At 49.3% G+C, this 12028-nt stretch carries 17 protein-coding genes; all 17 read right to left on the bottom strand.

Annotated features, from left to right (window positions below):
• Positions 1 to 17 precede the first annotated feature (17 nt).
• The 17 genes from B5F54_RS09330 to B5F54_RS09255 all read right to left on the bottom strand — a co-directional run bounded on the left by B5F54_RS09330 (position 18) and on the right by B5F54_RS09255 (position 12025).
• Positions 18 to 395, bottom strand: coding sequence for a hypothetical protein (locus B5F54_RS09330; RefSeq protein WP_087233607.1), 378 nt, complete (start codon positions 393 to 395; stop codon positions 18 to 20).
• Complete coding sequence (locus tag B5F54_RS09325) at positions 392 to 4315, bottom strand: hypothetical protein (protein ID WP_087233604.1); 3924 nt, start codon at positions 4313 to 4315, stop codon at positions 392 to 394. The genes B5F54_RS09330 and B5F54_RS09325 overlap by 4 nt, the downstream gene beginning before the upstream one ends.
• A gap of 76 nt (positions 4316 to 4391) precedes the next feature.
• On the bottom strand, positions 4392 to 4919 hold the full coding sequence (locus B5F54_RS09320) for an OB-fold protein (RefSeq protein ID WP_087233601.1): 528 nt from the start codon (positions 4917 to 4919) through the stop codon (positions 4392 to 4394).
• Complete coding sequence (locus B5F54_RS17620; RefSeq protein ID WP_172749673.1) at positions 4916 to 5071, bottom strand: hypothetical protein; 156 nt, start codon at positions 5069 to 5071, stop codon at positions 4916 to 4918. Before B5F54_RS17620 ends, B5F54_RS09320 begins: the two co-directional genes overlap by 4 nt.
• A gap of 106 nt (positions 5072 to 5177) precedes the next feature.
• A complete protein-coding gene (locus tag B5F54_RS09315; protein WP_087233598.1) occupies positions 5178 to 5432 on the bottom strand; it encodes a hypothetical protein in 255 nt (84 codons plus the stop codon).
• A gap of 134 nt (positions 5433 to 5566) precedes the next feature.
• On the bottom strand, positions 5567 to 5941 hold the full coding sequence (locus B5F54_RS09310; RefSeq protein ID WP_087233595.1) for a hypothetical protein: 375 nt from the start codon (positions 5939 to 5941) through the stop codon (positions 5567 to 5569).
• Between the two features lie 12 nt (positions 5942 to 5953).
• The gene (locus B5F54_RS09305) at positions 5954 to 6424 is read right to left on the bottom strand and encodes a hypothetical protein (protein WP_087233592.1); all 471 of its coding nucleotides are present in this window, start codon (positions 6422 to 6424) and stop codon (positions 5954 to 5956) included.
• Between the two features lie 80 nt (positions 6425 to 6504).
• Entirely contained in the window at positions 6505 to 6909 is a 405-nt protein-coding gene (locus B5F54_RS09300; protein WP_087233589.1) for a hypothetical protein, read from the bottom strand.
• Entirely contained in the window at positions 6906 to 7385 is a 480-nt protein-coding gene (locus B5F54_RS09295; protein ID WP_087233586.1) for a hypothetical protein, read from the bottom strand. The genes B5F54_RS09300 and B5F54_RS09295 overlap by 4 nt, the downstream gene beginning before the upstream one ends.
• Positions 7357 to 7803 (bottom strand): hypothetical protein, encoded by a 447-nt coding sequence (locus tag B5F54_RS09290; protein ID WP_140400351.1) that lies wholly within the window; start codon positions 7801 to 7803, stop codon positions 7357 to 7359. The genes B5F54_RS09295 and B5F54_RS09290 overlap by 29 nt, the downstream gene beginning before the upstream one ends.
• Positions 7803 to 8108: a phage head-tail connector protein gene (locus B5F54_RS09285; RefSeq protein WP_087233580.1), complete on the bottom strand. Its 306-nt coding sequence runs from the start codon at positions 8106 to 8108 to the stop codon at positions 7803 to 7805. The genes B5F54_RS09290 and B5F54_RS09285 overlap by 1 nt, the downstream gene beginning before the upstream one ends.
• A 194-nt stretch (positions 8109 to 8302) precedes the next feature.
• A complete protein-coding gene (locus tag B5F54_RS09280; protein ID WP_087233577.1) occupies positions 8303 to 9370 on the bottom strand; it encodes a major capsid protein in 1068 nt (355 codons plus the stop codon).
• Positions 9371 to 9384: 14 nt separating this feature from the next.
• Positions 9385 to 9717, bottom strand: a complete 333-nt coding sequence (locus tag B5F54_RS09275; RefSeq protein ID WP_087233574.1) for a hypothetical protein — start codon at positions 9715 to 9717, stop codon at positions 9385 to 9387.
• Between the two features lie 15 nt (positions 9718 to 9732).
• The gene (locus B5F54_RS09270) at positions 9733 to 10305 is read right to left on the bottom strand and encodes a hypothetical protein (RefSeq protein ID WP_087233571.1); all 573 of its coding nucleotides are present in this window, start codon (positions 10303 to 10305) and stop codon (positions 9733 to 9735) included.
• A gap of 77 nt (positions 10306 to 10382) precedes the next feature.
• On the bottom strand, positions 10383 to 11090 hold the full coding sequence (locus tag B5F54_RS09265; RefSeq protein ID WP_172749671.1) for a metallophosphoesterase family protein: 708 nt from the start codon (positions 11088 to 11090) through the stop codon (positions 10383 to 10385).
• Positions 11091 to 11145: 55 nt separating this feature from the next.
• On the bottom strand, positions 11146 to 11400 hold the full coding sequence (locus tag B5F54_RS09260; protein ID WP_087233565.1) for a crAss001_48 related protein: 255 nt from the start codon (positions 11398 to 11400) through the stop codon (positions 11146 to 11148).
• Between the two features lie 13 nt (positions 11401 to 11413).
• A complete protein-coding gene (locus B5F54_RS09255) occupies positions 11414 to 12025 on the bottom strand; it encodes a hypothetical protein (RefSeq protein ID WP_087233562.1) in 612 nt (203 codons plus the stop codon).
• Between the last annotated feature and the right edge of the window lie 3 nt (positions 12026 to 12028).

The following is a 12028-nucleotide window of genomic DNA, read 5'->3' as shown; positions in this document are numbered from 1 at the left end:
GCAGCCCCCTTCCTGAATTACACTTCTACTAGCGAAAGGCCCGCATTTTGATATCCCTTAATGCTTCCATCTTTGTTTCTTAGGAATACAGCAGCGGTTCTGTCCGACACATACATTTGCCTCGTCACCCACGAGTTTGTGTCTTGCAGATAGAAGGTTACATTGTTGTAGAACGACCCGCCTCTAGCTGGGCTAAACTGTGCCAAAATGGATGCCCAATTTGAAGCTGATATAAATGTCCACCCAAGCTCAACCTTGGCTATATCGTCTCTTATCACAGCCCCGATGACATATCCCTCAACGTTTCGGCCAGAATCCACCACGGTAGAGGTGGTGGCTGAATAGGTGGACGGCTCGGGGAACGCAAAACTCCCAATAGAGACCATCGGCGTCATCCAACCACACCCCCTACCATAATGGAGGCCCCGCTGTTTCTGGATGCGCGGTCATATGCCTTTTTTATCTGCTTTCCATCAATGTTGACAACGCCCTCTTTTGCGAGGATCGCCCTCAGAAGCTCGTTCTGCTCCCTTAGCAAAGCGTTCTGCGCCTGATTTGCATCCGATACGCCAGCAGCGATTCCCTCTACAATTTGAGCGTTATTCGCCACAGCAGTTCGGCTCCCAATGGTCCCAACCAGTTCCGGCCCCGCCTCTCTTGCGAGGAACATCTGTCCAGTCTCGGGGAAGCCGCCGGACGCAAACGCCTTCGTTGACTTACCGCCACTTACGCTCTGCGTAACAATGGTATGGACCGTTGTGATGTTGCGCGGAATGGAGTTCAGGCTGGAGATAATAGACTGGATAGCCGAATTGCTTTGACTTGCCATGCTTCTATACATGGTGGTCATTGCATCAGTGAACCTTTGGTTTTCGGTCTGTGCGGTAGCAATGGAAGTGAGGAAGAAGGCCAGCGTTGTATCAATTATGGTGTAGACCTCAGAAGAGAATGTTGTTGCAGAATCCTTCATCTCCGTTACCGTGCTGCCCCACATATTCTTTACGTTTGTAAACTCGCTTCGTAACTGCGGCGAACTGTCTTCCATGCCCTTAGAAAGCCCTGAAATTAAGTTCTTACCTACGCTGCGCATGTTAACGTACATATCATCCGAAAGTTGAATGTTCCCCGCAGACTCAGTTAAATTCTTGAGCGTTGACATTAAACTGTTGTAAACAGTCAGCAAAGAAACGGTTTCTACCAACTCCGGGTTTATTGTCTCAAGATTTTCCTTTAGCCTTGTTACATCATCGACCATGTTCCATACATCGTTCGCAAGGCCACCGATCGGGTTCCCAGCAAATAGTTTCTGGAATCCACTTACAATGCTATCCCACGTAATACTCCCCATGCTGCCTGTATACGAAGAAATCTCACCGGCCAATCCAGTCATGTAATCTGTAAAATCGGCCATATTCGTTTCAAGCCCCGGTAATTTCCCATTAAGATCATCCAGCGATGGAGAAAGTTTGTCCCCCAATTCATTTGCAACAGAAATTAGACTTTCTGTAAAAGCGATAAAAGCGGCAGCAAGCTCAACCAGGATAGCGGTACCAAGGCCGATTGCAACAGGAAGTAATCCAGCACTTGCTACTGTTGCTGCGCCAAGAGCTGCTGTTACAACGCCAATTCCGACCAATAATGATGTCCCAAGCGCAATCCCAGAAGCAATCGTTTCACCATTGTCAAGAACTGGTTGCCAAGCATGACCTATTTCATTAAGCCCCTTACCAATAGCCCAAATTTCAACAATAAATAACCCGGTTGCCACGCCAAGTTCCAGAAGAATGGCCGTTCCAATCCCAATGTTTAACGCCGCTGGTGCTCCTAGTGTTCCAAGGCCATAAGTGGCAAGCCCAACAGCCACAAGGGCCGCAGTACCAAGCCCAACACCAGCCGCAACTGTGGCACCATTGTCAATTACCGGCTCCCATGCAATTCCTACCTGCTCCAACTCATATCCAAGAATTGCAATCGCTCCGACAACAATTACAGCCGCCGCAGAAACTTCTGCTATGATTGCAACGCCTAGTCCCAGGTTTTTGGCGAGAGAGGATAAACTTGGGGACAGCTTGCCACTTACCGACGTATTAACAGCTTCCGTTGCGGTTGCAACAGTATCAACGGCTGTTGCGGCCTTCCCGATATTTGCAATACTCTTTAACTTCGAGAAAGCATCAAGAGCTACTGCAAGACCACCAAGAACCTCTAGCGCTCCGATAATCAGCGTAGCTTTATCGACCCCGCTCCAGTCACCTTCTTTAATCTCTTCCCAGTTTGTCGCAATTTCCCGGACGATAACTGTAAATCCTTGGATTGCAACTCCCCATGCGGCAAGTTTGATGTTCCCGGTAAACACTCCGATTCCAATCGCAATGTTGGTAAGTCCCCTAACCGCTGTTAGCGCATTGCCCCAATTCACACCATTCTCGGAAATGTCTTTAATGGCTACAACAATCTCTCCGATCCCTTGAATAACCTTTAATGCTCCGCCGAATTTAAGGCTTCCAAGCAAGATAAGCGCGTCCCCAACCATTCCTGCAAACTCACTTATCATTCCTGCAACGTTCTGGACAGTGGCGCCATTTTCTCTGAAATCGTTCAGATAGCGCATGAACTCATTAAGGTCTGCAAGGAACATCGTTAATCCTAGCGCCTTAAATTCAAGGTTTAAAAGAAGCGACGCCCCTTTTAAACCCGCCAAAGCGGTTTTGATTTTCTCGATAGATTGAAGTAGGCCAGTTGCGACTTTCCACGCCGCAAACGCAGCCCCAGCTGGGATGACATAATTGTAAAGAAGGTCTTTAACCGCTTCCTTCAACTCATTAGTCTGGTCAGTCAACCCATTCAAAAAGTCATATTCAGGCAGGTCAAGCCCAAGATCGCCACCAGATACTCCTGCTCCGCCTCCAGCAGCTGCATTCTGTGCGGGGGAGATGATATTCAATTCGTCAATCCCAAGCGTGTAGTCTTGCAGCTTTTTGGCCGCTTCCGCTGCATCATCCAGCGCGTTGCTTGCGTCGGTTGCGCCACCGGCTACACCTTCAAGGCCAGAGTAGTCAATGGTTGGAAGTTCAAACCCAAGGAAGTTCGCAATAGCCTGGGCCGCTTCTGTCAACACTTCAACAAATGCCTGAACCCACGGAATAACTTGCTGAAGTATGGGGATCAGCATATTGCCAAGAGCACGACGAAGCTGGACGATTTGCTGATTTAAGATCCTTATCGCATTGGCAGGGGTCTGGATTGTTCTGGACAAATCTCCCATTGCGTTGGTGCTTTGCTCCATAATTGCGATGTACCGAAGCTGAGACTTCTCAGCCTGGGTCATCGCATTTACGCTCTCAGTAATCCCGTGGTTCAGCGCCACTTGCTTCAAAGATGCAACATCAATTGCGTAGCCCAAGCGACGAAGCGGCTCAATCTCTCCAGCAAGACCAGACTGGAGCTTCTGCATTGCCTCCTCAATTGAGATGTTATAGAAGGAGCTAATGTCGTAGCCAAGCTGAGTCAAATTCTTTGACATGAGTGCTGCACTGTCAGATGCTACGCCAAACCCGGATGCCATCTGCATGAACACGCCTTGGTTGCGCATCCACTCAGAGGAGTCAATCCCCGTAAGCGCCTGAACTTCTTCTGCATATGCCTTTGCGGACTCAGCATATTCGCCCATAGCCACGGTAAACAGGTTTAAGTTCTCAACGTAATCGTTTGACTCTTTTACCCAATTAGACATTACAGAAGCAATTTTCCGAAATGCGATTAAATAAATTCCAAACTTTAATTTTGCTCTATCTGCACTGTTTCCAAGAATATTAAAACTATTTGCGGCAGAATTATTCGATGCAGCAAGTCCTGCATTACTAGATATTATCCTTTGGATTCGAATTGGAAATGCAGAAAAACCATTTGCGACTCTTTGCATCTCTGTTGCAAGGGGACGCATAGCGGAAGCCACTTGGTTCATCTGCTGGGCAAACTTTCCAAGATCGGCTTTATCAAGGGCGGTGCTTATCTCCGGTAATTTCTTCAATGCGTTGATCGTAGAGTTTAACCCGCTTGCCTTCTGGATAGTGGAAAGACTATTCATAGCAGAGGCAAACTGCTGGATTTTCTGAGAATTAAGGTTTGTCCCGTTAATCAGCTTCGCCGCATTAGAGAGAGCTTGGAGCTGTTTGGTAGTGGTAGTCAGCCCCGCACCGCCCTTTGCCGCAGACTTCAAGTTGGTCAGGGCAGTGGCAAGCTGTTCGATTTTCGATGCCGCGTCGCTGGATGTTACCTCGATTTCAATTTGCAGGCTATCAATGTCAACGGCCATGTAACCACCACCTAAACATAAAAAATTCCGCTACCTCGACTCCATATCGAGATAGCGGAAAACTTCGATTATTTAGTTATTCAATTAGTTCACATTCTACCCATGTTCCTGCGCTTAAACATTCACCTTCAAACGTAATCTCGTCTCCGACATTTACATCTTTAAGTGCTTCTTCCTGCTCTTTTTCAAATTCTGCATAAAAGAAAACAATAGTGTTGTCTACTCTGGTTTCCATTGTGAGCGTTGCCCCGCCAGACCAATTGAGCAATCCATCCGTTTCCATTCCGTTAATTGTGGCAGTTACAATGTATCGGTTATTTTTATATAACTCATCTGCTCTTAGCTCGTTTTTCTCATATTCTCTAAATATTTCAGAAAAGGTAACAGCCGATTGTATCTCTTCTTTTTGGATTTCATCTCTTTCCGGCAGCGTCATCAAATACACCGAAAACCACACGCAAGCAACTGAAACTATGCTCAAGAGGAAAGAAACAAAGATTCCTTTCTTTTTCTTGATCGCAGAGAGAACAGATGTAACTGTAAGCGCAATCAGAAACGCAGACAGAACCACAAAAACTCCTATCACAAAGGCTTTGTCATTCATTTTAAGCCTCCGCTCCGTCTGAAAATTTCAGATATTGTTAGAGCAATTCCTTTGCACAACTGATATATTCCAAACGGAATAAGCATCAAAATAAAACATAGAAGTTGAATAACGTCTTTATCTTCGTCTGTCCTTGTCTTTCTGCGTGCCATTCTACTCCCTCCTCCCCTGCATCATACCACAACACAGAGGAGGAGTCAACCAAAATTCTCCGCTATCTCGATATGAAGTTTTCAAGGTGCAATAGGGGAGAAAGGGTCAATTTTGCTTCTTTCCCCAATTTTTTCCGGCCCGCATCATCTGCTTCATATAGATTTCAGCTCGCAGACGCTCGGCTTCTTCTTGCTGTTCGGACTTGTCCTCTTTTTCCCCGTTCAGCGCATAAGGTTCCGTCCTGAACGGTTTTGGCTTTGTGCCTTTCTTTGCAAAGGCATGTAAAACGGGAGAAACGTCGCATAGAGCTTCATACACATACAACCCCATCAAGTGGGCCTCTGCATTGATCCTCTCCATGCGACGTCTATCAGCCTCCCTATAAATTGCTGCCATCCGCACATCCCCGTACCAATACTGGTCCCATGTCATTCCAATGGAGAGATAGTACGGACAGTCAGCAAGAAAGATTTCCTCATATGACCGCTGGCGCGTTACAGCTCCAGGGTCAGGCCGGAGTTTTTTTCGGCATCCTCATCAACCAGAATGGCATTGGATGCCTGGGCCTGCTGGTAGAGCTGAATGAGCCGCTTAACCAGTTTTTCCGGCACGCCGCCACCCCAACGGTCAATCAGCTTGTCGGTTTTCTCACGAGGGACATTGCGGTGATTCTTCCGAAAACTGTAATAGAACAGGTCCCGCATCCCGGTCACAGGAAACTCGATAGCGTCTTCCAGCTTGAACTTGTTTCGCTCGGCAAACACCACGCTCTCCTTGCTGAAATCTAACTCATATACCTGCCCGGTCTGATCGTCTGTCAGACGGGCAGGCTGAATAAACTCCTGAAGGTTTGTCACTTTCTCGCTCATTTTCTGTCCTCCTTACACCGTGGGAGCCGCCGCCATCTCGGGGGCGCTATTGGGAGTAATGTACAGGGTGGTCTCCAACATTGCGTCCACCTCAGCCTCGTTCAGGCCAAGAGGGGCAGGAGTGCCAACAAAGTAGGTCGCATTTGTCAGCTTCGGATGAACCACAGCAAACCAAACCTGCTTCCCGCCTTCAATCGCCGTGTCATACGCTTCCATGAGCGTGTCCCACGCCTCGATCAAATCTTCAGTCAGGTTAGCGCCATACTCCAGAGCGCCGCCAAGGTCCTTCAACCCCTGAACATAAGTCATGTACTCGGTCTCCTCCAGGGTGGTACTGTCAATGGTGTTGGGGGAGGGGTTAAAGTTGGGCATGGACTTCACTTCGGGAATCTTGATGTATCCCGTGGTGGGCCGGGTGCCAGGTGTGGTCTCCACTGCATACTGGAGCGTCATTCCAGCGGTGGAAAGTCTGGGAGAAGCCATAAAAAATACCTCCTTGAATTTAATATTCATAGGAGGCACTTGGCACATAGGCACTTGGCACTGTTAGCCTTTGTTTTGTTTTACTCTGCCCGATAAACCCACAAATCCTTGTCTATCGAGGCTTGATACCGTGCGACGATTCTGTAGATTGTGGCGTCGCTCAAGTTTGCAACCGGGTTGCACAGGATTCTTGCAAAGCCCATCTTGGCAAATTCGTTGTCTACGACTTCCAGAATGTCCTTTGCCTCTGACTTCTTGTAGCCCACGGTGTTAGAGTAAATTCCAACTTCGTACATCACCGTGACCGCGTTCTCGATGTTGGTTGTCCGCATTCGCTGAACGATTGAGTTATCCGACTCCACAATGGTCACAGCCGGGAACTTTGCGGGCAGGTCTGTAAATTCACCGCTTACAAAGATGCCGTCATATTTTTCTCTCAGCGCAGAGGCAACCGTTGAGAAAACGATTGACTCAATGTCAATCACTTCAACACCTCCTTTGCCGTCGGAACAACCATGTTTCGGAGCATCCGGGCGGTGTCATACATATACGGCCTCGACGGCATACCAGCAGTCCAATGCCATTCTCCATCTTTCCAGTACCACCAGCCTTCCTCTCCATGCTCGTTCACATCGTATCGCCATCCAGCAAGGCCGGGTTCCGGGTGTGGGCTTTGGGCACCTCGAATTCCGGTCCCAAATTCAGCGAAAGCGCTGTGCGTGGCGGTGGACACCACATATCCCTTGTCGCCCCTGTACTGGCTCTCAATCCCGTTGACCAATTCTCCGGTGTCGTATATGGACATATAGGAGGCATTAAGCTGTGCCAGCGACACGCCCTGTTCCGTCAACGAATGAGTCAGATTCTCACCGGCGGCGTCAACCTTCTTCTGATATGCTTTCAGTTCCTTCAACGCCTGATTGATGGATTGGTCATTCAGTTTCAGTTTGATGGTCAGCATTTGCTATCGCCGCCTCAATCTCCGCTTTCTTCGCAAACAGGCTTTGTTCGGCCTCATATTCGGAAACCTCCACGCGCTTGATTGCGAAGGAAACACTGTTCTTCCAGGGGGCCACTAACTTGACTATGTAATTGTATGGGCCGTCAGTGTCAGCACCGTCCACCCACAACACCGCATCTTCGTCAATCTCGCAGTCAGTGTCCGCCGTCGTCATAGTGCGGTCATAATCTTCCAGAGAACCAAACTGCTCAACCTCAGAACTTCCCTTGTTCGGCGAAACACACAGCATGGCGGATTTCAATTCGCTATAAACCGGGATATAGGATCCGGTTGGATTTCCATATTCATCCACAATTTCCTCTTGGCCTTGCAAGAGTTTGAAGAATACGGGCTGTTGGTTGCGCAAAAGTGACCTCATCAAGTCACCACCTTCGCAATCGGCGTCACTTCCTGCAAGAGAGATTCAGAAATCCAGGAGGATTCATAACTACGAGAAATACCGTTCTCTGAATGGCTAAGTTCCCCTTCAGCTCCGATTCTGTTATACAAGTCCATCGCGCACCGAAATTGCAAGTCCAGATACCGGCTCTCCAGTTCATCCGGCCACTCCCCATACGGATAGCGACGGGCGAGTATCGCACTCTTAGCGCTCTCCAGGCAGTCCTCCAGGATGGCCTCGTCAGGCTCTCCGGTTCTTAGTTTCAGCCTCGACAGATTGTCCATGTTCAACCCTCCTGGGGCGCCCCGGCTTCTTTGCTTCTGCGCTGGGCGGCGTGGAGTCATCCACGACTCGCCCGTGCTGCTTCATCTCGGTTTCGTCCTTCGGTTCAATCCTGAACTCCTGACCCGCCTTGTAAAACGTTCCCTTATAGCAAACACGATACTTTGGGATAAACCTCACGCCGCCTCACCTCCTATCAGGTAATGACCTTCAGAACGCCAACGGAATCCATCCGCTCGTAGGAGGGCAGAACGATCTCGGACGCAAAGGTGTTAATGTTCACGGGGTGGTTCTGAATCTCGCGGGTGATAGCAACGCCGGTGTTCACAATAGACACTTCGGCACTGGACGCACCCTGGAGGTCGGCCTCCTCGGGAGTGGTGCCATACCAGGTGTTGCCCAGGTTCCCAGCGGGGATCAGGCACACATAGCCGTCCGGCACAAAGCTGTGGGCAGTACCGCTCTCATCCTTGTACTGCTTGTCATAAATGGCAATACGCAGGCCAGAGGTGGCCTCCACAATAGCCTTTACCTCGGCATCGGTCAGATAGCCAAGGGACAGGCCGTTGGTGGTCAGGTAGCGGTTTTTCACAGCATCCGTGGCCGCCATCAGATTGAAGGTGTAGGTGTTCATAATGGCAATGGTCAGTTCATCGCCAGTCTTAGACCGAATCGCATCCTTGACGGTCTTGAACGCCGCAAACGGGTCAGCGGTGGTAGGTGCCGTCCAAAGAGCGGTTGTGGTCAACGCAGTATAGTTATTGGTCTTCCACACATCGCCAGGGTCGTAGTCATAGGTGTAGTCCACACCATTAGCTGTGATGGTAATGCCGCAATCTCCACCCTCCGGGAACAGAAGCTGCATAATCATCCGCTCGGGCACCACATTCGCACCATCAATCAGGTCGCGGGCATCGTCAAAAATCCGCGCAATGACCTCAGCAGCATAGGGGTCAGTAGACTCCTGCACACGAAGCATCTCCTGGCGGTCGCGTTCCTTAATCTTGAAGCCCTCACGGAAGAACGCCATCTCAGTTTCCAGTTTGTCAAAGCCAATCCGATCACGGAAGGTAGCCTTGGTATCAAAGGCGGAGGGCATCAGGGAGACGGGCAGGCCCCGGCTTCCCTTGATCCAAGACAGGTCAAGACCAGCCTTTTTACGGGCAGGGAACAGAGTAGCGCCCAGGTAAGGAATCTGGTTGGAGGCAACCTCCGTCCAGTTAGCCGCAACAGCAGCGGGAGTAAAAATTTCTCTCAGGTCCATCTATGTATCCCTCCTTACTCGTTCACGCCGATGTTGTCCCGCAGGATAATGCCGGGGACGGCAAAGGTAGTGTCCAGCGTCACACCGGAGTGCGCCTGCGCCTTCTTCTTGTCCACAACGCCCTGAACCAGCAGAGCGCCATTGGGATTTACGGTAGGGTCAACATCGTACAGCAGCATCCCCGCAGCAGTAGCAAAGCTGGTCGCGGCAATCTTTTTCCCGGCGGAAGTCATGGGCGTACCGGCCTTAACAGCGGAGGTCTCATCCACCAGAATAGGAATCGCGGTGAACTCGTCAGCGGCCAGAATCTCAACGGTTCCGCTGACAGAAGTCTTGGAAAAAATCATCCGTATCTCTCCTTTTTAAAAATAGTGCTTCAGCCCCTCGTTCGCATTTTTGAGGGCGTCCGCTCTCTGCTTGCCTAAATTGCGGGCAAACTCAATAGCGGTGTCTTTTTTCTGGTCATCTCCACCAGCGCCATCAGGCTTTGGATCCTGCTTGACCATCTCTGCCCGGAGTTTCTTCTCATAGGAGGTGTTGGCCTTCTGCTGGTTCTCGAAAACCTTGTCCATGTTTCCGTCAAACAGGGCCTCGGCAGTCTCGCGGGCCAGTTTCTCGTCATATCCTGGCATGGCAATAAACCGTGCTGTATGCTCTGCAATGGTAGACTTGCGCAACAGTTCAGTGTACTTGTCCTCCAGTGCCTTGCGATCAGCGTCAGCCTGTGCCTTGGCCGCTTCGTCGTCGGTCATCTTGGCCTTGATGGTTTTCTTCGCTTCGGCCAGTTCGGAGGCGGTCTTGTCAAACAGGTCTTTCTTCACATATCCCGCAAGATCAACCTTCTCCGGCACTTCCACTTTCAAAAGTGCTTCAACCTTCTGCTCTGCGGTCATGCTATCGAATCCTTCAATACCTTCGGTGCTAATGGTAGGCATAATCAATTCTCCTTTGCGCTTTTTCGTCGGGCATCTCCGCCCCGTATTTGCGTTTACTGTTCTCTCAGGTTTGCGTTTTAACGTCTTCTCTGACGATATTCAAGCGGCTGGGCCGCTGAAATACGTTCGCTGTCTTTTGAAGATTTTGGCGCATACACGTACTCTTTTTCACCATGTTCCGGAATCAGCAAAGCGCATAGATTCCCGCCAAACACACAGGCGGAATCGATACAAATATCGCCGGTCAATGTTGTGTATGCAAATCCGGTTTCACTGGGCGTATGCCCAAATACAACCTGCTTTTCCCGTTTCCGGCTATCTTTTTCCATCCAGTTTCTTCCCCACAAAAGTTCAGCCGGGAAGTTCTCTTTCAGCTTTGGCCTTGATAATCCGGCATGGCAAAAAATATTATTTTCCGTTTCATGGTAAAGAGGCAGGCCATCAAACCATGAAATTGCTTCTTCAAAGCAATCTGTTCGTCCAGAAAAACTTTGTACTGTTTCTTGTCCGCCGTTCATAAACCAGATGCCTGTTTCGTTTTTCCTGTATGCATTTATGGCCATCTGTTCATGATTCCCACGCAAACAAACAACTTTTTCTTTCCCATGTTTGATTTGCATACCAATCAGCGCAAGCACAACCGCCAGGCTGTTCTTCCCGCGGTCTATGTAATCACCAATGAATACCAGCGTATCCGTTTTTGGGTTCCACTTTGCCTTTTCCAGTAAGGATTCCAATGTGTAGAAGCACCCGTGAATATCACCGATTGCAATCAAGCGTTTCATGATCTCACCGCTGTACCGCCCCTTCTCTGGGGCCATATTCAAACGGCTGGGCCGCTTAAAGTTCAGGAAGTTCAATTCCCTCCATTACTGCTCTTGCCTCAAGAACGGCAATATAATCTGTCATAGCCTTTACCTGAATGTTGTATGCGCTTCTTGGGCAAGTAGGAGAAAAATCAAGTTTTCCATTATCCCACTTATCCAGCATAGACTTTAACTTCTTGTATCTGACAACATTTTGAATGTATTCCGCCTTGAAGCGGTTTTTGTAATCTTCGCTAGTCATTAAAGAAATTGTGTCTTTCAGTTCCATTGTTTTCCCTCCGTTATTTCATAATCGGTTGAAATATGCACCTACACCGTCTATGCGGTTTCGGCGGAATCGCATTGATGGAGTACACCTTCCCATTCCGCTCTCGGCAGGTTTCACACACCTTTTCATCGCCCACCGTCACCCAGCGCACACGGCGCACACCGGCATCACGATAGGATTTCAGTGTGGATTCATCGGTCACAATATCTGCATAATCCGCTGTCAAACCAGCCCAGTAATGTAGGCCACGCCGAAACTCCGTCACCTTTGCGGTGCTGGAATTGATACCCTCAGCGGTGTACTGCCTTTTTCGTTCCACCTCATTTGTGTACTGGTATTTCGTAACAGCGTTGTAAGCAGCCAGCAACGCCAACAACCACGCTAAGTCAGGCGGTTCTTCTCCGTGCGGTTCGGCCTCCTGATACCGCTCTTGCGCCAACTCCAAGTACACTTGGCGATTATCCGCTTCCAGTTGGTCATATAGCTCACGAGCGACGGACAGCACCGACAGTTCATCAAATCCGTCTTTTGCCGCCTTGTCCTTGGCATCTTCAAACCGTTTCGTCGCTCTGCGGTTCAGAAGTTCAATCGCTTTGTCTGTGGTTTCGTAAAAATTTTTTGGCATAAG

The sequence above is a fragment of the Anaeromassilibacillus sp. An250 genome, assembly GCF_002159845.1.
In the GTDB taxonomy this organism is placed as follows: domain Bacteria; phylum Bacillota; class Clostridia; order Oscillospirales; family Acutalibacteraceae; genus Anaeromassilibacillus; species Anaeromassilibacillus stercoravium.
This window is presented reverse-complemented; position numbering and strand designations above follow the sequence as displayed.

Coding starts and splice junctions, on each gene's coding strand:
- B5F54_RS09330 (WP_087233607.1), bottom strand. CDS start 395: ATGACGCCGATGGTCTCTATTGGGAGTTTTGCGTTCCCCGAGCCGTCC.
- B5F54_RS09325 (WP_087233604.1), bottom strand. CDS start 4,315: ATGGCCGTTGACATTGATAGCCTGCAAATTGAAATCGAGGTAACATCC.
- B5F54_RS09320 (WP_087233601.1), bottom strand. CDS start 4,919: ATGAATGACAAAGCCTTTGTGATAGGAGTTTTTGTGGTTCTGTCTGCG.
- B5F54_RS17620 (WP_172749673.1), bottom strand. CDS start 5,071: ATGGCACGCAGAAAGACAAGGACAGACGAAGATAAAGACGTTATTCAA.
- B5F54_RS09315 (WP_087233598.1), bottom strand. CDS start 5,432: ATGGAGAGGATCAATGCAGAGGCCCACTTGATGGGGTTGTATGTGTAT.
- B5F54_RS09310 (WP_087233595.1), bottom strand. CDS start 5,941: ATGAGCGAGAAAGTGACAAACCTTCAGGAGTTTATTCAGCCTGCCCGT.
- B5F54_RS09305 (WP_087233592.1), bottom strand. CDS start 6,424: ATGGCTTCTCCCAGACTTTCCACCGCTGGAATGACGCTCCAGTATGCA.
- B5F54_RS09295 (WP_087233586.1), bottom strand. CDS start 7,385: ATGCTGACCATCAAACTGAAACTGAATGACCAATCCATCAATCAGGCG.
- B5F54_RS09290 (WP_140400351.1), bottom strand. CDS start 7,803: ATGAGGTCACTTTTGCGCAACCAACAGCCCGTATTCTTCAAACTCTTG.
- B5F54_RS09285 (WP_087233580.1), bottom strand. CDS start 8,108: ATGGACAATCTGTCGAGGCTGAAACTAAGAACCGGAGAGCCTGACGAG.
- B5F54_RS09280 (WP_087233577.1), bottom strand. CDS start 9,370: ATGGACCTGAGAGAAATTTTTACTCCCGCTGCTGTTGCGGCTAACTGG.
- B5F54_RS09275 (WP_087233574.1), bottom strand. CDS start 9,717: ATGATTTTTTCCAAGACTTCTGTCAGCGGAACCGTTGAGATTCTGGCC.
- B5F54_RS09270 (WP_087233571.1), bottom strand. CDS start 10,305: ATGCCTACCATTAGCACCGAAGGTATTGAAGGATTCGATAGCATGACC.
- B5F54_RS09265 (WP_172749671.1), bottom strand. CDS start 11,090: ATGAAACGCTTGATTGCAATCGGTGATATTCACGGGTGCTTCTACACA.
- B5F54_RS09260 (WP_087233565.1), bottom strand. CDS start 11,400: ATGGAACTGAAAGACACAATTTCTTTAATGACTAGCGAAGATTACAAA.
- B5F54_RS09255 (WP_087233562.1), bottom strand. CDS start 12,025: ATGCCAAAAAATTTTTACGAAACCACAGACAAAGCGATTGAACTTCTG.